This is a genomic window from Streptomyces sp. NPDC002446 (assembly GCF_053595675.1).
In genome coordinates, this window is sequence record NZ_JBSFYC010000025.1 from 48,357 (window position 1) to 68,646 (window position 20,290).

Below are 20,290 nucleotides of genomic sequence, written 5' to 3' on the forward strand. Positions count from 1 at the left end.
CGAGCCGGGAGACCGCCCGGCAGACGCACAGAGATCGAGGAGCCACCCGTGCCGCGCATGCTCGACGTCAGCGACGACGTTCGCGCCGAGATCGGCGACGAAGAAGCCGACCGCCTGCTGGCCGGTGGCGACGACGCCCCCGGCAGCTACGACTGCACCTCCTGCCGAACCCCGGGCGACAGCGAGCAGGAGCGCACCAGCACCGTCCTGTTCGTGGGCGAGGAGACCGCGGTGCTCGCGTTCGCCCACGCCACGTGCATCCCCTCGCAGGTCGTCCCGGTATCGGAGGAGCAGCTCCAGGGAGCCGTGCGCTCCATCACCGGTGAGGACGCCGTCCCCGGTGCCCGCGTGCCGGACCCCGCTCCGGCCGCTCCCGCCGCCGGCAACGGGCGCCAGGCCACCCTCGGCATCACCTGCGGTCTGGTGCTGATCGAGGGCGAGCTGCGCCCCGCCCTGGTGGTCGAGCCGGACGGCCCGATCGCCCGCCCCGGCTCGGCCGGCCTGCAGGACGAGTTCCTGCCGCTGCTCATGGAGCAGGGCTTCCAGCCGGTGACGGACATGAACCGGCTCCCCGCCAGGAACGACGGCTGGTCCGCGCTGCTGGCCATGGGCAAGCTGCACGCCGTGCTGCAGCCCGGCGGCGCCGGCGGCCAGGCCGCCTGGTGGCAGGCCCACCAGCCGCTGGCGGTCTCCGACGGCTGGCGCGCCGCCGCCAACAAGGCCCAGACGGTGCTGATGTACGCCGCGCCCGCGGGCACCATCGGCCATCAGCCGCGCGAGGACCTGATGCGCCAGGCGCTGGAGGACGCCGCCGCGAACGGCGCCCTGGTCGCCGCGGCGATGCCGCTGGCCGGCACCTGACCTCTCAGCGGCACCCGATCGCGGGGGCAGGACCGCCTATTCGGCCGGTCATGCCCTCGCGATCGGCCATTTCCACAGGAAAGCCGCATCCCACGGCCATCGGGGTCGTTGGCACATACGTGCACGCATACGACCCCTCCTCCCGCGCCCCGTACTCCCCCCCGATCCCCGGCATGCGCCCGTCACACGAACACGGGCCGACGCACACGACTGACCGCGGTTCGGCCACGCCGATCTATGACGCGCTGTACGCCGAGTACCGCCGCTCCTTCCGGGCCCTGCCCGGGGACCGTTCGGACGAGCCGGAGACCTCGGAGGCGCTGCGCGGCACGGGGAACTGGGGCCGTACGACGGCCTCCACGGGGCACTGGGAGGTCGTGGGCCGCCAGCCGTACCACCCGCGCGGCCATGTCCCGGCGCTCCCCCCGGGCCAGCGCGACGGGCGCCGGCACGGCCGCTGACGCACCCGGCGGGCCGCAGCCCGCCGACGCGCCCGCCGCTGCTACTTCTTCTTGCTGCGCTTCTCCCGCACCCGCACCGAGATGTGGATCGGCGTCCCGTCGAAGCCGAACTCCTCGCGCAGGCGCCGCTCGATGAAGCGGCGGTAGCCGGCCTCCAGGAAGCCGGAGGCGAAGAGCACGAAACGCGGGGGCTTGGTGCCGGCCTGGGTGCCGAAGAGGATGCGGGGCTGCTTGCCGCCGCGGATCGGGTGCGGGTGGGAGGCCACGATCTCGCCGAGGAAGGCGTTCAGCCGCCCGGTGGGGATGCGGGTCTCCCATCCGGCCAGCGCGGTCTCGATCGCCGGGACCAGCTTCTCCATGTGGCGGCCGGTGCGCGCGGAGACGTTCACCCGCATCGCCCACGGGACCTGTACGAGGTCCCGCTCGATCTCGCGCTCCAGGTAGAAGCGGCGCTCTTCGTCGAGGGTGTCCCACTTGTTGTAGGCGATGACCAGGGCGCGTCCGGCCTCCACGGCCATCGTGATGATCCGCTGGTCCTGGACGCTGATGGACTCGCTGGTGTCGATCAGGACGACCGCGACCTCGGCCTTCTCCACGGCCGCCGCGGTGCGCAGCGAGGCGTAGTAGTCGGCGCCCTCCTGGAGGTGCACCCGGCGGCGGATACCGGCGGTGTCCACGAACTTCCAGGTCTTGCCGCCCAGTTCGATCAGTTCGTCGACCGGGTCGCGGGTGGTGCCGGCCATCTCGTTGACGACCACCCGCTCCTCGCCGGCGACCTTGTTCAGCAGCGAGGACTTGCCGACGTTCGGGCGGCCGATCAGCGCGATCCGGCGGGGGCCGCCGACTGCCTGGCCGAAGGTCTGCGCGGGCGCCTCGGGCAGCGCCTCCAGCGCGGCGTCGAGCATGTCGCCGGTGCCCCGGCCGTGCAGCGCGGAGACCGGGTACGGCTCGCCGAGGCCCAGCGACCACAGCATGGCGGCGTCGGCCTCTCCAGAGGGGCCGTCGACCTTGTTGGCGACCAGCACCACGGGCTTGCCGGCCCGGCGCAGCAGCTTGACGACGGCCTCGTCGGTGTCGGTCGCGCCGACCTTGGCGTCGACGACGAAGACGACCGCGTCCGCGGCCTCGATGGCGAACTCGGCCTGCATCGCGACCGATGCGTCGATGCCGAGCACGTCCTGCTCCCAGCCGCCGGTGTCGACGACCTTGAAGCGGCGGCCGTTCCAGTCGGCCTCGTAGGTGACGCGGTCGCGGGTGACGCCCGGCTTGTCCTCGACGACCGCCTCGCGGCGGCCGATGATGCGGTTCACCAGCGTCGACTTGCCGACGTTCGGGCGGCCGATGACGGCGAGGACGGGCAGCGGGCCGTGGCCGGCCGCGGCGATGTCGCCCTCGACCTCCTCGAGGTCGAAGCCCTCCTGCGCGGCGAGCTCCATGAACTCCGCGTACTCGGCGTCGCCAAGCGCACCGTGCTCGTCGCCGGTGGGGATCTGGTCGTTCATGAAGTCCGTTCCTCACGCATTCACTGTGCGGCTACGCCGCGTGGTCATCGGTGGACCGCTTGTCGGCGGACCACTACTCAAGTGTCGGTCAGCGCCCGGTCAGGCGCCTGGCCTCGGCCAGGTGGGCGGTCAGCCGCTCCTGGATCCGTACGGTCGCCTCGTCCAGCGCCTTACGGGTGCGCCGCCCGCTCCCGTCGCCCGCCTCGAAGGCGTCGCCGAAGACGACGTCGACGCGGGTCCGCAGCGGCGGCACGGCCGGCATCAGCCGGCTGCGGCGCTCCTTGCCGCCGAGCACCGCCACCGGCACGACCGGCGCTCCGGAGCGCACCGCGAAGTACGCCAGCCCGGCCCGCAGGGAGGCGAAGTCGCCCTCGCCACGGGTGCCTTCCGGGAAGATCCCCAGCACCCCGCCGCGCTCCAGCACCCCGAGCGCGTCGGTGATCGCCTTGCGGTCGGCGGCGCTGCGGTCCACCTTCAGCTGCCCGATGCCCCGCAGGAACGGGTCCAGCGGGCCGACGAAGGCCTCCTTCTTGATGAGGAAGTGCACCGGCCGGGGCGCGGTGCCCATCAGCATCGGGCCGTCGATGCCGTGCGAGTGGTTGACGGCGAGGATCACCGGGCCGGACGACGGCACCCGCCAGGCGCCCAGCACCCGCGGCCGCCACAGCCCGTACATCAGGCCGATGCCGATCCGCCGGCCGACCGCGGCACCGGCAGCGCTCGGGATGCCGGACCCGCGCCCGTCCCCGCCCGGCGCCCCGCCCCGGTCGGTCACCGCGCGAGTCCCGCCTTTTCGGCGCTGACGCCCTCGATGAGGGTGACCACGCACTCGATGACCTGCTCCAGCGTCAGCTCGGTGGTGTCCACCTCGACCGCGTCGTCGGCCTTGGCCAGCGGGGAGGTCTTACGGGAGGAGTCGGCGGCGTCCCGCTTGATCAGCGCCTCGCGGGTGGCGGCCAGGTCGGCCGCCTCCTTGCCCTTGAGCTCGCCGCTGCGGCGGGCCGCCCGGGCCTCCGGGGACGCGGTGAGGAAGATCTTCAGATCGGCGTCGGGCAGGACCGTGATGCCGATGTCGCGGCCCTCGACGACGATGCCGCGCGGCGCCGCGGCGGCGATGGAGCGCTGCAGGTCGGTGATCAGGGCCCGCACCTCGGGGACCGCGCTGACGGCGCTGACCGCGGCGGTGACCTCCTGGGTACGGATCGGGCCCGCGGCGTCCAGGCCGTCGACCGTGATCGTCGGGGCGGCCGGGTCGGTGCCGGAGACGATCACGGGCTTGGCGGCGGCGTCGGCCACCGCGGTCGCGTCCTGGACGTCGATGCCGTTGCTCAGCATCCACCAGGTGATCGCGCGGTACTGGGCGCCGGTGTCGAGGTAGCCGAAGCCCAGCTTGGCGGCGACGGCCTTGGACGTGCTGGACTTGCCCGTGCCTGCGGGGCCGTCGATGGCGACAATCACTGCAGCCGGGGCGGTCCGAGCGGCGGTTTCCACGGTGACGAACACCTTTCTTGTTACACGGGGCGGGGGTCCAAGGCCATAAGGGCCTCGCACAAGGTTACTGGCTCACCCGTGCGGCGCCGTCCACGGTGTCACTGCCGGATGGACCAGCCCCGCTCCCGCAGCTCCGCGGTCAGCCCCGGCACGGCCTGCGGCTCGACCATCAGCTGGATGAAGCCCGCCTGCTGGCCGGTGGCGTGCTCGATGCGGACGTCCTCGATGTTGACCCCGGCCCGGCCGGCGTCGGCGAAGATCCGGGCGAGCTCGCCGGGCTGGTCGCCAATGTAGACCGCGACGACCTCGTACGCGGCCGGGGCGGCGCCGTGCTTGCCGGGGACCCGCTCACGGCCGGCGTTGCCGCGCCTGAGCACGTCCTCGATACCGCCGGCGCCCGCGCCGCGCTTGTCCTCGTCGGCGGACTCCAGGGCGCGCAGGGACCGGACGGTCTCGTCCAGATCGGAGGCGATCTCGGCCAGCACGTCGGCGACCGGGCCCGGATTGGCGGACAGGATGTCGATCCACATCCGGGGGTCGGAGGCCGCGATCCTCGTCACATCGCGTATGCCCTGGCCGCAGAGGCGCACGGCGGTCTCGTCGGCACCCTTGAGACGGGCCGCGACGAGGCTGGAGAGCAGCTGCGGGGTGTGCGAGACCAGGGCGACGGCGCGGTCATGGGCGTCCGCGTCCATCACCACGGGGACGGCGCGGCACAGCGCGACCAGCTCCAGGGCGAGGTTCAGCACCTCGGTGTCACCGTCGCGGGTGGGCGTGAGCACCCAGGGGCGGCCCTCGAAGAGATCGGCGGTGGCGGCCAGCGGGCCGGAGCGCTCCTTGCCGGCCATGGGGTGCGTGCCGAGGTAGCCGGTCAGGTCGCAGCCCATCGCCTCCAGCTCGCGCCGCGGACCGCCCTTGACGCTGGCGACGTCGATGTACGCGCGGGCCGCGCCGCGCCGTATGGCGGCGGCCAGCGCCGTCGCGACATGGGCCGGCGGCACGGCCACGATGACCAGGTCGACCGGCTCCGGGGGCGCCTCGGCGACGCCCGCGCCGAGCGCGGCGGCCGTCAGGGCCTGGGCCTGGTCGTGGTCCTCCAGGAAGACCTGCACGCCCCGCGCGTTGAGGGCGAGCGCGGCCGAGGTGCCGATCAGGCCGGTTCCGATGACGAGTGCGGTCCTCACTGCGCGATGTCCTTTCGCAGCGCCCCGGCGGCGCCGAGGTAGACATGGGCGATACCGGCCTTGGACAGCCCGCTCTCGACATGGGCGAGCACCCGCACCACGCGCTCCATGGCGCCGGTGACGGCCAGCTCCTGGGCGCAGATCAGCGGGACGTCCGTGATGCCCAGGGCGCGCGCGGCGGCGGCCGGGAAGTCGCTGTGCAGATCCGGGGTGGCGGTGAACCACACGCTGATCAGGTCGTCGGCGAGCAGCCCGTTGCGGTCCAGGATCGCGGTGAGCAGCTCACCGACCCGCTCCTGCATGTGCTCGGCGTCGTCCCGCTCCAGCTGGACGGCCCCGCGGACCGCTCGTACCGCCACGTCACTGCTCCCCTTGCGTCGTGTGCTGCGTCTTTCGCGTCATGCACCTGTGCACGCACTGATCAGCGTAACCAGCCGCACTGACATCGCGTGCGCGGCCGGTCGCCGCCCGGCGCGCAAACCTGGTGACACGCGCCCGTCCCGCCAGCCACAATCGCCGCCATGTCCGCAGCCACCACCGGCCACTCGCTGGTCGCCGAGCACACCGTCTACGGATGTGTGATGGGCTCGCGCGCCTTCGGGCTGGCGACCGCGAGCAGCGACACCGACCGGCGCGGGGTGTACCTCGCACCGACCCGGCTCTTCTGGGGCTTCGAGAAGCCGCCGACCCATGTGGAGGGACCGCGCGAGGAGGAGTTCTCCTGGGAGCTGGAGCGCTTCTGCCAGCTGGCGCTGCGGGCCAACCCCACCGTCCTGGAGTGCCTGCACTCCCCGCTCGTCGAGCGGGTCGACGCCACCGGCCGGGAGCTGATCGCGCTGCGCGGGGCGTTCCTGTCCCGCCAGGTGCACCGCACCTTCGCGGGCTACGCCACCGGGCAGCTCAAGCAGCTGCGGGCCGATCTGCGGCAGCGCGGCGCGCCCCGCTGGAAGCACGCCATGCATCTGCTGCGCCTGCTGGCGACCTCGCGCGATCTGCTCCGTACGGGCGTCCTGACGCTGGACGTCGGCGACGACCGGGAGGAGCTGCTGGCGGTCCGGCGCGGCGAGGTGGCCTGGGACGTGGTCGAGCGGCGGATGGTGCGGTTGTCCGAGGAGGCCGGGGCGGCGGTGTCCGGCTCGCCGCTGCCGGCCGAGCCGGACCGGGCCCGGGTGGCGGACTTCCTGTTCCGGGCGCGGCGCGCGTCGGCGCTGGGCTGAGCGCGCCGCTTTCCTCCATGCGCGCCGCTTTCCTCCATTTTTTCCCCGCCGCCCACCCCCCTTCGGGGGGTGGGCGGGTGTAGTGGGGACCCTGCTACAGCTCCCTGCTACAGCTCCCTGCTACAGCTCCACCTCGCGCATCAGCATGCCGACCTCGGTGTTGGTCATCCGGCGCAGCCAGCCCGACTTCTGGTCGCCCAGCGCGATCGGGCCGAAGGCCGTCCGCACCAGCTTGTCGACCGGGAAGCCGGCCTCCGCGAGCATCCGGCGCACGATGTGCTTGCGCCCCTCGTGGAGGCTCACCTCGACGAGGTAGTTCTTGCCGGTGTTCTCGACCACCCGGAAGTGGTCGGCACGGGCGTAGCCGTCCTCCAGCTGGATGCCGTCCTTGAGCCGCTTGCCCAGGTCGCGCGGGAGCGGGCCCTGGATGGCGGCCAGGTAGGTCTTCTTGACGCCGTAGCGCGGGTGCGTCAGCCGGTGCGCCAGCTCGCCGTGGTTGGTGAGCAGAATGATGCCCTCGGTCTCGGTGTCCAGCCGGCCCACGTGGAACAGCCGCGTCTCGCGGTTGGTGACGTAGTCGCCCAGGCACTGGCGGCCGTCCGGGTCCTCCATCGTGGAGACGACCCCGGCCGGCTTGTTCAGCGCGAAGAAGAGGTACGACTGGGTGGCGACCGTCAGGCCGTCGACCTTGATCTCGTCCTTCTCGGGGTCGACCCGGACGCCCTGCTCCATGACGATCCGGCCGTTGACCTCGACACGCGCCTGGTCGATCAGCTCCTCGCAGGCCCGCCGCGAGCCCATACCGGCCCTGGCCAGCACCTTCTGCAGCCGCTCGCCCTCTTGATCCCCGAACGTCTTGGGGGTCTTGACCTGCGGCTTGCTGTGCCGGGCGCGGTTGCGCTCCTCGACCTGGGCGTCGTACTCACGCGGACGCGCGGGTGCCTGGCCGCGGCCGCGCTGCGGACCGCCGCCCTTGCCACCGGTCCGGGGCGCCTTGGAGCCGGCACCCGTACGGGGACCGCCCTTGGCACCGCCGCGGGCCGCCGCGCCCCGGCTGCCGCCGCTCTTGGCGCCGCCGCCGCGCTCGTCCTTGCGGTCCTGGGAACCGCCGCCGCCGGATCCGCCCACGTCGTAGCGGCGCTCCTCAGGACGGGGGCGGCCGGCGCGCTGCTGCTTGTCGTCCCTCTTGTTGCCAGCCCCGCGGAAGTTGCCCCGCCCGCTGTCCCTGTTGTTCCTGCCGCTGCTTCGCATCAATGATCCGTCTGAGAGTCGCCGCTGTCGTCTACGTCGAACGACGGGATACCTTCCGCGGAGTCGCCCTCGACCGCTTCCGCCTCCGGGAGGAACGGTGCGAGCTCAGGGAGCTCGTCCAGGCCGCGCAGGCCCATCCGCTCCAGAAAGTAATTCGTCGTCCTGTACAGGATCGCACCTGTTTCAGGTTCCGTTCCCGCCTCCTCCACCAGACCGCGCTGGAGGAGCGTGCGCATCACGCCGTCACAGTTCACACCGCGAACGGCCGAGACACGGGAACGGCTGACCGGCTGACGGTACGCGACCACGGCCAGAGTCTCCAATGCGGCCTGGGTGAGCCGGGCCTGCTGGCCGTCCAGGACGAAGCCCTCCACCGCGTCCGCGTACTCGGCGCGGGAGGAGAAACGCCAGCCGCCGGCCACCAGACGGAGATCGAAACCACGGCCCTGGCGGGTGTAGTCGTCGGACAGCTCGCGCAGCGCGAGCGCGACCGCCCGCCGGGGCCGCTGCAGCACCCTGGCCAGGTGTTCCTCGGTCGCCGGCTCGTCGACGACCATCAGGACGGCCTCCAGCGCGGGCTTCAGCTCCAGCTCGGCGACGCCCAGCGCGCCTGCGGGCGCCTCGGGGCCCGCTCCGGGGCCACCGCCGTCCGCGCCGGCCTCCGTGATGTCGTACGCCTCACCGCCGGCCGCGCCGTTCATGCCCGCTCCTCTTCCGCTCGCTCGCTCTGCTCCGCCTCGGCGGCACGCCGCCCCGGTTCCTGGTCGAACTCGTCCGTGACCACCGGCACGGCCCCCTCCGCGGCCGTCCAGCGGACCGTCAGCGCCCCCAGAGCCTCCTCCTGGTCCAGCATCACCACACGCTCCCGGTAGAGCTCCAGCAGGGCCAGGAAGCGCGCCACGACGGTGAGGGTGTCCGGTGCGTCGGCGACCAGCTCCTGGAAGCAGATCTCGCCCGCCTCCCGCAGCCGCGCCATCACCACCTCGGCCTGCTCCCGGACGCTCACCAGCGGGGCGTGGATGTGATCGACGTAGACCTGCGGCTTGGCCTTGGGCTGCATCGCCTTGACCGCGAGCCGGGCGAAGCCCTCGGCCCCGATGCTGATGACGACCTCGGGCAGCAGCTCGGCGTGGTGCGGCTCCAGCCCGACGGTACGGGGGTGGCGCCGTGCCTCGTCCGCCAGCCGGCCGCTGAAGATGTCCGCGATGCGCTTGTACGCGCGGTACTGCAGCAGCCGGGCGAAGAGCAGATCGCGGGCCTCCAGGAGCGCGAGGTCCGCCTCGTCCTCCACCTCTGCCGCGGGCAGCAGCCGGGCGGCCTTCAGGTCCAGCAGCGTCGCCGCGACGACCAGGAACTCGGTGGTCTGGTCCAGGTCCCAGTCCGGCCCCATGGCCCGGATGTGCGCCATGAACTCGTCGGTCACCTTGGACAGCGCGACCTCGGTGACGTCCAGCTTGTGCTTGGAGATCAGCTGGAGGAGGAGGTCGAAGGGGCCCTCGAAGTTGTCCAGACGCAGGGTGAACGTTCCGTCGCCGCCCTCAGGGGAAGCGGGGCGAGCCTCGCCGGAATCGGCCGCCACCGGGGGCTCGCCGTCCGCCTCGGGCACCACCGGCGTCTCGTCCGCCACGGGCGCCTCGTCCGGTGCCGGTGCCTCCACAGGGCCCGCCGCTACCGGATCCGCCGCCTCCACCGGATCCGCCGCCACCGGATCCGCACCCGGCCCGCGCCCGAGTCGTCTACGGGCGCGGGGCGCGGGGGCATCGTCGTTGGTCGTCGGCATCGCGGTCCATGGTGCTGCGGGGCTGGTCACGGGCGGGAGAACCCGCGGAGAAGGCAGGCTATCCCGCCTCACCCGCGAGAGGGCCGCCGACCGGTCCCGACGCGGCCGGACTCCGCCCGGCGAGACGTTTCAGCACCGGGGGCGGCCGCCGCCGGGCACCGGGCCTCAGCGCCCGCGCAGCCGCCGTACGAGGATGCTGGCGTCGCCCCGCGACTCCAGGTCGGCGAGGACGACGGCGACCGCCTCGCGGACGATCCGGCCGCGGTCGACGGCCAGGCCGTGTTCGCCGCGCAGCACCAGGCGCGCGTGCTCCAGGTCCATGAGCTCCTCGGCGGAGACATAGACGGTGATCTTCTCGTCGTGCCGTTCCCGGCCGCTGGGGCGGCGGTTGGCGCCGCGGCCGCCTCCGCGACGGCGGCCCTGGCCACCGGCCTGTACGGCGGCCGCCGCGGCGTCCGGACCGGACTGGCCCGCCTGGGCGCGGTGGCCCTTGGCGCCGTCGCCGTCCGTCTCGCGGCCGCCGTGCTCGGCCGGCGGCGCGACCGCGGGCACCCGGGGCGGGTTGGCCGGTCCGCCGTCCTCGGCCGTCGCCGGGGTGTCCGAGCCGCCCTTTCCGGACCGCCGCCGGCGGGCGGCGGTGGCCGCCTCCGGCGTATCCGCTGCCGGCTCGGGCTCGCCACCCGGCGCGGGCACCCGGGGCCCCTCGCCGTTGGCCGCGGCCGACGAGCCGTTCGCCGTGCGACGGGGGCTGGAGGGCTGCAGCCCCACTCCCCCGGTGGTGCGGAAGAGTTCGTCGGCTCCCGGCAGACTCACTCGGCGTGACACCGGGCGAGCACCTCCCTGGCGAGCTGACGATAGGCGGCGGCACCGACGGAGTTGGAGGCGTACGTGGTGATCGGCTCGCCCGCGACGGTGGTCTCGGGGAAGCGGACCGTACGGCCGATGACGGTGTGGTAGACGTGGTCGTCGAAGGCCTCGACGACGCGCGCCAGCACCTCACGGCTGTGCACCGTACGGGAGTCGTACATCGTCGCCAGGATGCCGTCCAGCTCCAGCTCGGGGTTGAGCCGCTCCTGGACCTTCTCGATCGTCTCGGTGAGCAGCGCGACACCGCGCAGCGCGAAGAACTCGCACTCCAGCGGCACGATGACCTTGTGAGCCGCCGTCAGGGCGTTCACGGTGAGCAGACCGAGGGAGGGCTGGCAGTCGATGACGATGTAGTCGTAGTCGGCCAGCAGCGGCTTCAGGGCGCGCTGCAGGGTCGACTCGCGCGCGACCTCGCTGACCAACTGCACCTCTGCCGCTGACAAATCGATATTGCTGGGCAGCAGGTCCATGTTGGGGACCGCGGTCTTCAGGAGTACCTCGTCGGCCGACATGCCCCGCTCCATGAGCAGGTTGTAGACCGTCAGGTCGAGCTCCATCGGGTTGACGCCGAGTCCGACCGACAGGGCGCCCTGCGGGTCGAAGTCGACGAGCAGGACCCGTCGTCCGTATTCGGCGAGTGCGGCACCCAGGTTGATGGTCGAGGTGGTCTTGCCGACCCCGCCCTTCTGGTTGCACATCGCGATGATCTTCGCCGGGCCGTGCTCCGAGAGCGGGCCGGGAATGGGGAAGTAAGGGAGCGGGCGTCCGGTCGGGCCGACGCGTTCGCGGCGCTGGCGCGCGGCGTCCGGCGCGAGCGTCGCGGCGTATTCGGGGTCCGGCTCGTACTCCGCGTCCGGATCGTAGAAGTGCCCCTCGGGCAGGTCGTCGTAGTCGGCGAGACGGGCGGGTTCTCCACTGCCCCGGTCGCCGGCCATGGCGTTCACGTGATGGCCGTCCATACTCTGGTGGGCTGTCGTGGAAATGCTCTGGTGGGCTGCGAAGGTGTGGACCGCTACGGAGCCGACAGCCTCGAGCCCCGAGGGACCCTGGCCCCGTGCAACCGCTCCTGGGTGACCGCCTCCGGGAGTAAATGTCGACTCATTCACAAGTCGTCTTACCTCCTTGGACGTGACCAGGAAACTTTATCGATAGGTCAGCGTGGCACCATGCCGACGGTTGGCGACTCTATGGCGTGTCGGGCGTCCGCAGCAACACAATCCGCCGGACCCGGCACGATGTGTCGGTAACCGGACCCCCGGATGTCAAGGGCGCAAGCGGTATCGGACCGATGTTTCGGGCGTACGCGAATCGGTTAAAGGGTTACGTTCACGGCGAGTTGAGAGACGACGTTCCGGAACGGCGCACGCCGCGGGCCGCATATGCGGCCGGCCGGGCCCTGTTGCCAAGGCCCGGCCGGATGTGCAGCGTTGACACGCTTCGTTGACGCGTCAGCCGAGGAGGGTGCGCAGTTCGACGTGCTCGAGGCCGTGGGCCTCGGCGACGGACTGGTAGACGACCTTGCCGTCGTGGGTGTTGAGACCCTTGGCCAGCGCCGGGTCACGGCGCAGCGCCTCGACCCAGCCGCGGTTCGCCAGCTCCACGATGTAGGGCAGCGTGGCGTTGGTGAGGGCGTAGGTGGAGGTGTTCGGCACCGCGCCGGGCATGTTGGCGACGCAGTAGAAGACCGAGTTGTGGACGTCGAAGGTCGGCTCGGCGTGCGTGGTGGGACGGGAGTCCTCGAAGCAGCCGCCCTGGTCGATGGCGATGTCGACAAGGACACTTCCGGGCTTCATCTTGGCGACGAGCTCGTTGGTGACCAGCTTGGGGGCCTTGGCGCCCGGGATCAGGACGGCACCGACGACGAGGTCGGCCTCGACGACGGCCTTCTCCAGCTCGTAGGCGTTGGAGACGATCGTCTGCACCTTGGTGCCGAAGATCTTGTCGGCCTCGCGGAGCTTGTTGATGTCCTTGTCGAGCAGGGTGACGTGGAAGCCGAGGCCCACGGCGATCTGCACGGCGTTCCAGCCGGAGACGCCACCGCCGATGACGACGGCCTTGCCCGCGGCGACACCGGGGACACCACCGGGCAGCACACCGCGGCCGCCGGCCTGGCGCATCAGGTGGTACGCGCCGACCTGCGGGGCGATCCGGCCCGCGACCTCGGACATCGGGGCGAGCAGCGGCAGCGCCCGGCCGGCCGTCTCGACGGTCTCGTAGGCGATGGCGGTGGTGCCGGACTCCAGCAGGGCGTCCGTGCACTCCTTGGAGGCGGCCAGGTGCAGGTAGGTGAAGAGCGTCTGGTCCTTGCGGAGGCGGTGGTACTCCTCCGCGATCGGCTCCTTGACCTTCAGCAGCAGGTCAGCGGTGCCCCAGACCTCGTCGGCGGTGTCCAGGATGGCGGCGCCGGCGGAGACGTACTCCTCGTTCGTGATGGACGAGCCGAGACCGGCGTCCTTCTCGACGAAGACCTGGTGGCCGTGGCGGACGAGTTCGTTGACTCCGGCGGGCGTGATGGCCACGCGGAACTCGTTGTTCTTGACCTCGCGGGGGATGCCGACCTTCACGTCGATCACGGTCCTTGAATGAGAGGGTGCAGGAGGAATTATCCCCTCATGCGATGCATGACGGAACTGACCGCGCCGTACGCGGCCCAGCCAGTCTATTGAAGGAGCTCTTCTTGTCTAGCCTTGCAAAGCATTAATTTCTGCCAGACGCACTACCGATTTCGCAGGTCACTCGGGATGATCTTCGAGGATGCGCTCCCCCACGGCCCGGTGGAGCCGTGCCGCGGCCGGGTCGCCGAGCCGTTCGAGGGTGTCCGCAATCCGCAGCTGGAGCGCCGCCTCCAGCCGTCCGTCGCCCGCTTTCCGGGCCGTTTCGAGGGCCTCCAGGCAGGTCCGCAGCGCCTCCTCGGGCCGCCCCGCGGACTCCTGGACCCGCGCCATCTCCCCCATCGCCCGCGCCTGGCCTGACGCCTCGCCGAGCCGGCGATACGTCCTGGCGGCCGCCCGCCACTCCTTGAGCGCCTCGCCCCACCGCCCCGCGCAGCCGTGCGCGCCGCCGATCCGGCCGTGCAGCCGCGCCGCGTCGGCCGCCTCGCCCCGGGCCAGCCGCAGCTCCAGCGCCCGCCCGTACCAGTCGGCGGCCCGCTGCCAGTCGCCCAGCTCGGTGTACGTGGCGCCCAGCGACTCCAGTGCCCGCACGGTGGCCACCGGGTCCTTCACCGAACGGGCCGCCTCCAGCGCGCCCCGATAGCGGGTGGCCGCCTGAGCGGTCCGCCCCGCCTGGCCGTCCAGGTCCGCGAGGTTCAGCAGAGCGGCGGCCTGCTCGCGCGCCAGGCCGCGCCGCTCGGCGACCTGGAGCAGGAGGCCGTAGAGCGTATAGAGGTCGGGCGCCGCGGCCTCGGCGCCCCGGTGGGTGAGCAGCGCCCGGGTCAGCGCGGCCATCAACCGCCGGTCCAGGGTGTCGAGTTCACCGTCCGCGACGGCGATCCGGGCGGCGTCGAACAGCGCGCCGCGACGGCTGCGCAGCCAGTGCGCGGCGGCGGCCCGGGAGCTGAAGCGCAGCGAGCGGGGCAGCCCGGCGACCTTCTGGCGGGCGGGCGAGTCGGCCGGCTCGCCCATGGCCCGGCACGACTGCAGCAGCCGTACCGTCCGCTCCAGCATCCGGGCGCGGGCCAGCTGGACGTCGGCCGGCCGCTCGTGCTCCCCGAGCAGCGCGCGCACCAGCGGGTCGAGGCAGCCGGGGAGGCGGTACTGCGGATGCGGCGCGGCGTCCGGCGTACGGGCGCCGGGGACCGCGTCGTCCCCGGCGGCGAGGGCCCGCAGCAGGCCGAGCGCGGTGAGGTCGCCCAGCGCGGTGGCGGCCGCGGACATCGAGCAGCCGGCCAGCGCGGAGGCGATCTGCGCGTCCACGAGGCCGGCCGGTGCGAGGGTGATCAGCCGCAGTATCCGGGCGGCGGGCGGCGGCAGCGCCGCGTAGGCGAGGTGGAAGGCGCGGTACAGCGGGCGGGCGCCGCTGGGCAGGTCCTCGGGCAGCGGGACGCCCCGCAGCGCCTGCAGCAGATCGGCGACCGAGGACTTGGGGCGGGCGGCGAGCCAGGCGCCGGCCAGCACCAGCGCGGCGGGCTGGCCGCCGCACGCCTCGGCGACGCTGTCGGCGGTCCGCGGATCGACGGTGATCCGGGTCGGCCCGGCGTAGCGGCCGAGGATCTCGACGCAGGCCGCACCGTCCAGACCGCCCAGGGCGCACGGCCGGACGTCCGGGATGCCGGTCAGCGGCCCCTGGGAGACCACCACGACCAGGCAGTCCGGGGCGTCCGGCAGCAGCGGCTCGACCTCGTCGGCGCCAGGGGCGTCGTCCAGGAAGAGCAGCGCGCGGCGCCCGGTGAGCGCGCCGCGCACACGCTCGGTCAGCTCGTCCTCGGCGGCCCCCGGAGGTGCGTCCTCGCCCAGGGCGGCCAGCAGGTCGCGGGCGGTGCGGGCGGTGTCGGCCGGCTCACCGCCCGGCCGGGCCAGGGTGGCCCGCAGCACCCCGTCGGGGTAGTCGCCGGCCAGCTCGCGCAGCAGCTCCTCGGCCAGCGCCGTACGGCCGGATCCGGGGCGTCCGGCGATCAGCAGCACCCGGCTGCGGGCGCCCTTGCGGCCGGAGAGGGTGTCCAGGCCGGCGCGGGCGATGTCGGCGCGCAGCGCGGCGAGCTCGCGTCGGCGGCCGGCGAACGTGGCGGCGGACGGCGCGGAGGGGGGTGCCGGGACGGCGGGGCGGGCGGCGGCGCCGTCCTCGCGGGGGCCCGGCTGCCGCCCGCCGGGGGCCGCCGCGGGCGGCGCCTGCACCGTCTCCGGCGGGAGGTGCCCCCCGCCCACCGCCTGATCCGTCACCGGTCACGCTCCGTCCACCTGCGCGTACGAGCCCGCCGCGAGTGCGGACGGGGTCGCTGCCGAGCGTAGTTCACGGCCCGTCACGGGCGGTGCGGAGCACGGCGGTTGGGTCACTCGATCGGATCGGCCGATCATCCGACCGGGACGCGCGGCGTGGCGCTCAGACCTCGAAGGGGCGGGCCGGCCACGGCGCATCGGCCGGCCGCAGCGCGTCCAGGCCCGCGCCGCCCTGGGCGGCGGTGAGCGCCAGCACGCCCACCACGAGGCAGTTGTTGTGCAGCTCGCCGGCGAGCGCCCCGCGCACCAGCTCGTCCTGCGGCACCCGCGCCAGCTCCATGTCGGCCTCCTCCTCGGAGACCTCGAACCGCTCGCCCTCGGCCTCGGACAGATCGCGGGCCAGGAAGATCCGCACCGCCTCGTCGCAGCCGCCGGGCGTGGTGTAGACATCGGTCAGCACCCGCCAGTCCTCGGCCTTGACGTGCGCCTCCTCGTACAGCTCGCGCTGCGCGGCGTGCAGCGGGTTCTCACCGGGCACGTCCAGCAGCCCGGCGGGGATCTCCCACAGCCGCTGGCGTACGGGGTGACGGTACTGGCGCAGCACCAGCACCCGGCCCTCGTCGTCGAGGGCGAGGACGGCCACGGAACCGGGGTGGACCTGGTAGTCGCGGGTGACCTTGGAGCCGTCCGGCATCACGACCTCGTCGGTGCGCACACTGGTCTTGTTCCCGGTGAACGGCGTCGTGGTCGCGGTGACCGTCCACTCCTCCGGGGTGTCCTTGATCGCCATGGCGGGTCCTCCTGTGTGCATCGGCCAACGCGGAAACCGGGGCACGACCTCCGGTTAAGGAGGCCGTACCCCGGCAACCGTATCCGTCGCGGCACCGCCTACTTCGCGGCGCCCTTCTTGCGCGCGACCGCGGCCTTCACCAGCCCGGCGAAGAGCGGGTGCGGGCGGGTCGGGCGGGAGCGCAGCTCCGGGTGCGCCTGGGTGGCGACCAGGTAGGGGTGCGTCTCGCGCGGGTACTCGACGTACTCGACCAGCTTGTTGTCCGGCGACGTGCCGGAGAACTGCAGCCCGGCCTTCTTCTCCAGCTCACCGCGGTAGGCGTTGTTGACCTCGTAGCGGTGGCGGTGGCGCTCCTCGACGTACGCCTGGCCGTCGTAGACCTCGCGCACGATCGAGCCCTCGGCGAGCTTGGCCGGGTACATTCCGAGCCGCATCGTGCCGCCCATATCGCCCTCACCTGCGACGATGTCCATCTGCTCGGCCATCGTGGAGATGACCGGGTGGGCGGCCGCCGGGTCGAACTCGGTGGAGTTGGCGCCCTCGATACCGGCCAGGTTGCGGGCCGCCTCGATGACCACGCACTGCAGGCCCAGGCACAGGCCCAGCAGCGGGACCTTGTTCTCACGGGCGTAGGTGATCGCGCCGACCTTGCCGTCCACACCGCGGTCGCCGAAGCCGCCGGGGATGCAGACCGCGTCGCAGTCGGACAGCTGGGCTGCGGCGCCGGCGGGGGTCTTGCAGTCGTCGGAGGCGACCCACTTGACCTTGACCCGGGCCTTGTTCGCGAAGCCGCCGGCGCGCAGCGCCTCGGTGACCGAGAGGTAGGCGTCGGGCAGGTCGATGTACTTGCCGACCAGCGCGACCTTGACCTCGTGGTCGGGGTTGTGGACGCGGTCGAGCAGGTCCGCCCACTGGGTCCAGTCCACATCGCGGAACGGCAGGTCCAGCTTGCGCACGACGTAGGCGTCCAGGCCCTCGGCGTGCAGCACCTTGGGGATGTCGTAGATCGAGGGGGCGTCGATGGCGGCGACCACCGCGGCCTCGTCCACGTCGCACATCAGCGAGATCTTGCGCTTGATGGCGGTGGGCACCTCGCGGTCGGCGCGCAGCACGATCGCGTCGGGCTGGATGCCGATGTTGCGCAGCGCCGCGACCGAGTGCTGGGTCGGCTTGGTCTTCAGCTCACCGGACGGGCCGATGTAGGGGAGCAGCGAGATGTGCACGACGAAGACGTTGTCCCGGCCGACCTCGTGGCGGACCTGGCGGACGGTCTCCAGGAACGGCAGCGACTCGATGTCGCCGACCGTGCCGCCGACCTCGGTGATCACGACGTCGACGTCGTCGGTCGCCATCCGCCGGATGCGGTGCTTGATCTCGTTGGTGATGTGCGGGATGACCTGCACGGTGTCGCCGAGGTACTCACCGCGGCGCTCCTTGGCGATCACGGTGTTGTAGACCTGGCCGGTGGTGACGTTCGCACTGCCGTCGAGGTCGACGTCGAGGAACCGCTCGTAGTGGCCGATGTCCAGGTCGGTCTCGGCACCGTCGTTGGTGACGAAGACCTCGCCGTGCTGGAACGGGTTCATCGTGCCGGGGTCGACGTTCAGGTACGGGTCGAGCTTCTGCATCGTGACCCGCAGGCCCCGCGCCTTCAGGAGAGCACCCAGGCTGGAGGCGGTGAGCCCCTTGCCGAGGGAGGACGCGACGCCCCCGGTGACGAAGAGGTGCTTGGTCGTCGAAGATTTGGGCGGCATGGCCAAGAGGGAGCTCCCGTGGTCGCGAGGTGGAGAGGTGCGAGTCGGCGCGTCCCGGTTTTCAGGGGTGCCGTCGCTGCGGTTCGGGGGTTCTCGTGCCCACCGGTCCACGGGGTACCAGGCTATCAGCGACCAGCCATGGTCGCGCCCGGCCACGCACCGGGAATCCCGTACGGGTCTCATGTGACCGTGTCACGTGACGGAGGCCACCCGTTCGGAGCACCTCACTCCTCGCGAGCGTCGCGCGCAGAACCCGCGTGCGTCGTATCCTGCTCGGACACTCGCAACGAGCCGTCCGGGAAGGCACCACCCCCGCCCGATTTCCGGTCCCGCTGCTCGGCGACGTTTCATGGGCAGGACGGACCGATTCACAACGTCCCATGGGGGGCGTGACTCCAGTTCGACGGGAGATGCACGTGGCCGGGCGCATCGAGGACTACGCACTTATCGGCGATATGCAAACCGCCGCTCTAGTGTGCAGGGACGGGACGGTCGACTGGCTGTGCCTGCCCCGCTTCGACTCGCCGGCGGTCTTCGCAGGGCTGCTGGGCACAGAGGAGCACGGTTTCTGGCGGATCGGCCCGGTCAACGGCGCCGAACCGCGGCCGGCGGACCGCCGGCGCTATCGGGGCGATTCACTCGTACTGGAATCCGAGTGGGACACTCCGCGCGGTACCGTCCGGGTGATCGACTTCATGCCGCCGCGCGACGGCGCACCGCAGGTGATCCGCATCGTGGAGGGCGTCAGCGGGCGCGTCCCGATGCGCTCGGAGCTGCGGATGCGGTTCGCGTACGGCTGGGTCGTGCCGTGGGTGCACAAGGTCGACGGCCGTACGGTCGCGGTCGCGGGCCCGGACTCCGTGTGGCTGGACACCGAGGCCGAGACGTACGGCAAGGATCTGACCACCTTCTCCGACTTCACCGTCTCGCCGGGCGAGCGGATCGCCTTCACGATCAGCTGGCAGCCCTCGCACCACCAGCCGCCGGCCGTGGCCGACCCGGAGGGGGCGTTGGAGGCCACCGAGGAGTTCTGGCGCGAGTGGGTCGAGCACTGTACGTACCACGGCCCCTACCGCGATGCGGTGGTGCGCTCGCTGATCACGCTCAAGGCGCTGACGTACGCGCCGACCGGCGGGATCGTGGCGGCGCCGACGACCTCGCTGCCGGAGTGCATCGGCGGCGTCCGCAACTGGGACTACCGCTTCACCTGGCTGCGGGACGCGGCGATCACCCTGTCCTCCCTCCTGCGCACCGGCTACCGGGAAGAGGCGCGGGCCTGGCGGGAGTGGCTGCTGCGGGCGGTGGCCGGCGATCCGGAGAACCTGCAGATCATGTACGGCATCGCCGGTGAGCGGGAGTTGGGCGAGAACGAGCTCAACTGGCTTCCGGGGTACGAGAATTCACGCCCGGTGCGGGTCGGCAACGGTGCCGCCGGCCAGCTCCAGCTCGATGTCTACGGCGAGGTCACCGAGGCGCTGCACCTGGCGCACATGACGGGGCTGGCCCGTAACGACTACGCCTCGCTGCTGCAGCTGAAGCTGATCCAGTGGGTGGAGAAGCACTGGGACGAGCCGGACGAGGGCATCTGGGAGGTCCGCGGCCCGCGGCGGCACTTCGTGCACTCCAAGGTCATGACCTGGGTCGCGGTCGACCGCACGGTCAAGCTGATCGAGTCCGGGGACGTCGACGGCCCGCTGGAGCGCTGGAGGGACCTGCGCGAGACGATCCACCGGGACGTCTGCGAGAAGGGTTACGACAAGGAGCGCAACACCTTCACCCAGTCCTACGGCTCGCAGGAGCTGGACGCCTCGCTGCTGCTGATCCCGCAGATGGGCTTCCTGCCCCCGGACGACAAGCGGGTGATCGGCACGATCGAGGCGATCCAGCGGGAGCTGGGTACCGAGGACGGCTTCGTACTGCGCTATCCGACGGCCGGCGAGGGCGTCGGCGTGGACGGTCTGGAGGGCGACGAGGGCGCGTTCCTGGCCTGCTCGTTCTGGCTCGCCGACGACCTGGCGATGATCGGCCGGGTGGACGAGGCCCGCAAGCTCTTCGAGAAGCTGCTCTCGCTCCGCAACGACCTGGGCCTGCTGGCCGAGGAGTGGGACCCCAAGGCGAAGCGCCAGGTGGGCAACTTCCCGCAGGCGTTCAGCCACGTTCCGCTGATCGACACTGCGCTGCGGCTGACGGCGAGCGGCGCCTACGGCGGTTAGCCCGGCGATGTGACGTGTCGCGGCCGCCCCCGGCAGGTTCCGGGG

18 protein-coding genes are annotated in these 20,290 nt (G+C 72.4%); 4 read left to right on the forward strand and 14 right to left on the reverse strand.

All coding sequences use genetic code 11. From position 1 onward, the window contains the following. The first annotated feature begins 48 nt into the window (after positions 1-48). Both ACWD6P_RS16635 and ACWD6P_RS16640 read left to right on the forward strand, forming a co-directional pair. On the forward strand, positions 49-861 hold the full coding sequence (locus tag ACWD6P_RS16635) for a hypothetical protein (protein ID WP_451444813.1): 813 nt from the start codon (positions 49-51) through the stop codon (positions 859-861). A 173-nt stretch (positions 862-1,034) separates the two neighbouring features. Beyond that, positions 1,035-1,322, forward strand: a complete 288-nt coding sequence (locus ACWD6P_RS16640) for a hypothetical protein (protein WP_451444814.1) — start codon at positions 1,035-1,037, stop codon at positions 1,320-1,322. Positions 1,323-1,363: 41 nt separating this feature from the next. On the opposite strand, the gene der is transcribed toward ACWD6P_RS16640, so the two are convergent. The 5 genes from der to aroH all read right to left on the reverse strand — a co-directional run bounded on the left by der (position 1,364) and on the right by aroH (position 5,858). Further along, on the reverse strand, positions 1,364-2,824 hold the full coding sequence (der, locus tag ACWD6P_RS16645) for a ribosome biogenesis GTPase Der (protein WP_451444815.1): 1,461 nt from the start codon (positions 2,822-2,824) through the stop codon (positions 1,364-1,366). Positions 2,825-2,912: 88 nt separating this feature from the next. Continuing rightward, on the reverse strand, positions 2,913-3,500 hold the full coding sequence (locus tag ACWD6P_RS16650) for a lysophospholipid acyltransferase family protein (RefSeq protein WP_451444849.1): 588 nt from the start codon (positions 3,498-3,500) through the stop codon (positions 2,913-2,915). Positions 3,501-3,595: 95 nt separating this feature from the next. Continuing rightward, the gene (gene cmk, locus ACWD6P_RS16655) at positions 3,596-4,327 is read right to left on the reverse strand and encodes a (d)CMP kinase (protein WP_451444816.1); all 732 of its coding nucleotides are present in this window, start codon (positions 4,325-4,327) and stop codon (positions 3,596-3,598) included. 86 nt (positions 4,328-4,413) lie between these two features. Further along, on the reverse strand, positions 4,414-5,499 hold the full coding sequence (locus ACWD6P_RS16660) for a prephenate dehydrogenase (protein WP_451444817.1): 1,086 nt from the start codon (positions 5,497-5,499) through the stop codon (positions 4,414-4,416). Then, positions 5,496-5,858, reverse strand: coding sequence for a chorismate mutase (gene aroH / locus ACWD6P_RS16665; RefSeq protein WP_451444818.1), 363 nt, complete (start codon positions 5,856-5,858; stop codon positions 5,496-5,498). The genes ACWD6P_RS16660 and aroH overlap by 4 nt, the downstream gene beginning before the upstream one ends. Positions 5,859-6,020: 162 nt before the next feature. Between aroH and ACWD6P_RS16670 the strand changes: the two genes are divergently transcribed. Further along, complete coding sequence (locus ACWD6P_RS16670; RefSeq protein ID WP_451444819.1) at positions 6,021-6,716, forward strand: nucleotidyltransferase domain-containing protein; 696 nt, start codon at positions 6,021-6,023, stop codon at positions 6,714-6,716. Between the two features lie 120 nt (positions 6,717-6,836). On the opposite strand, the gene ACWD6P_RS16675 is transcribed toward ACWD6P_RS16670, so the two are convergent. From ACWD6P_RS16675 to ACWD6P_RS16715, 9 genes are all read right to left on the reverse strand, one after another. Next, on the reverse strand, positions 6,837-7,967 hold the full coding sequence (locus tag ACWD6P_RS16675; RefSeq protein WP_451444820.1) for a pseudouridine synthase: 1,131 nt from the start codon (positions 7,965-7,967) through the stop codon (positions 6,837-6,839). Then, the gene (scpB, locus tag ACWD6P_RS16680) at positions 7,967-8,668 is read right to left on the reverse strand and encodes an SMC-Scp complex subunit ScpB (RefSeq protein ID WP_451444821.1); all 702 of its coding nucleotides are present in this window, start codon (positions 8,666-8,668) and stop codon (positions 7,967-7,969) included. The genes ACWD6P_RS16675 and scpB overlap by 1 nt, the downstream gene beginning before the upstream one ends. Then, positions 8,665-9,747: a segregation/condensation protein A gene (locus ACWD6P_RS16685; RefSeq protein WP_451444822.1), complete on the reverse strand. Its 1,083-nt coding sequence runs from the start codon at positions 9,745-9,747 to the stop codon at positions 8,665-8,667. Before ACWD6P_RS16685 ends, scpB begins: the two co-directional genes overlap by 4 nt. A 165-nt stretch (positions 9,748-9,912) precedes the next feature. Continuing rightward, on the reverse strand, positions 9,913-10,560 hold the full coding sequence (locus ACWD6P_RS16690) for a hypothetical protein (RefSeq protein ID WP_451444850.1): 648 nt from the start codon (positions 10,558-10,560) through the stop codon (positions 9,913-9,915). Next, positions 10,557-11,573: a ParA family protein gene (locus ACWD6P_RS16695; RefSeq protein WP_393494890.1), complete on the reverse strand. Its 1,017-nt coding sequence runs from the start codon at positions 11,571-11,573 to the stop codon at positions 10,557-10,559. The genes ACWD6P_RS16690 and ACWD6P_RS16695 overlap by 4 nt, the downstream gene beginning before the upstream one ends. A gap of 489 nt (positions 11,574-12,062) precedes the next feature. Then, on the reverse strand, positions 12,063-13,178 hold the full coding sequence (gene ald / locus ACWD6P_RS16700; RefSeq protein ID WP_451444851.1) for an alanine dehydrogenase: 1,116 nt from the start codon (positions 13,176-13,178) through the stop codon (positions 12,063-12,065). Between the two features lie 168 nt (positions 13,179-13,346). Then, on the reverse strand, positions 13,347-15,491 hold the full coding sequence (locus ACWD6P_RS16705) for a tetratricopeptide repeat protein (RefSeq protein WP_451444823.1): 2,145 nt from the start codon (positions 15,489-15,491) through the stop codon (positions 13,347-13,349). Between the two features lie 160 nt (positions 15,492-15,651). Next, the gene (locus ACWD6P_RS16710) at positions 15,652-16,278 is read right to left on the reverse strand and encodes an NUDIX domain-containing protein (RefSeq protein WP_451444824.1); all 627 of its coding nucleotides are present in this window, start codon (positions 16,276-16,278) and stop codon (positions 15,652-15,654) included. A gap of 98 nt (positions 16,279-16,376) precedes the next feature. Beyond that, a complete protein-coding gene (locus ACWD6P_RS16715) occupies positions 16,377-18,032 on the reverse strand; it encodes a CTP synthase (RefSeq protein WP_451444825.1) in 1,656 nt (551 codons plus the stop codon). Between the two features lie 410 nt (positions 18,033-18,442). On the opposite strand from ACWD6P_RS16715, the gene ACWD6P_RS16720 reads away from it, so the two are divergent. Further along, positions 18,443-20,245 carry a glycoside hydrolase family 15 protein gene (locus ACWD6P_RS16720; protein ID WP_451444852.1) on the forward strand — a complete coding sequence of 601 codons (1,803 nt, stop codon included), beginning with the start codon at positions 18,443-18,445 and terminating at the stop codon, positions 20,243-20,245. Positions 20,246-20,290: the final 45 nt, after the last annotated feature.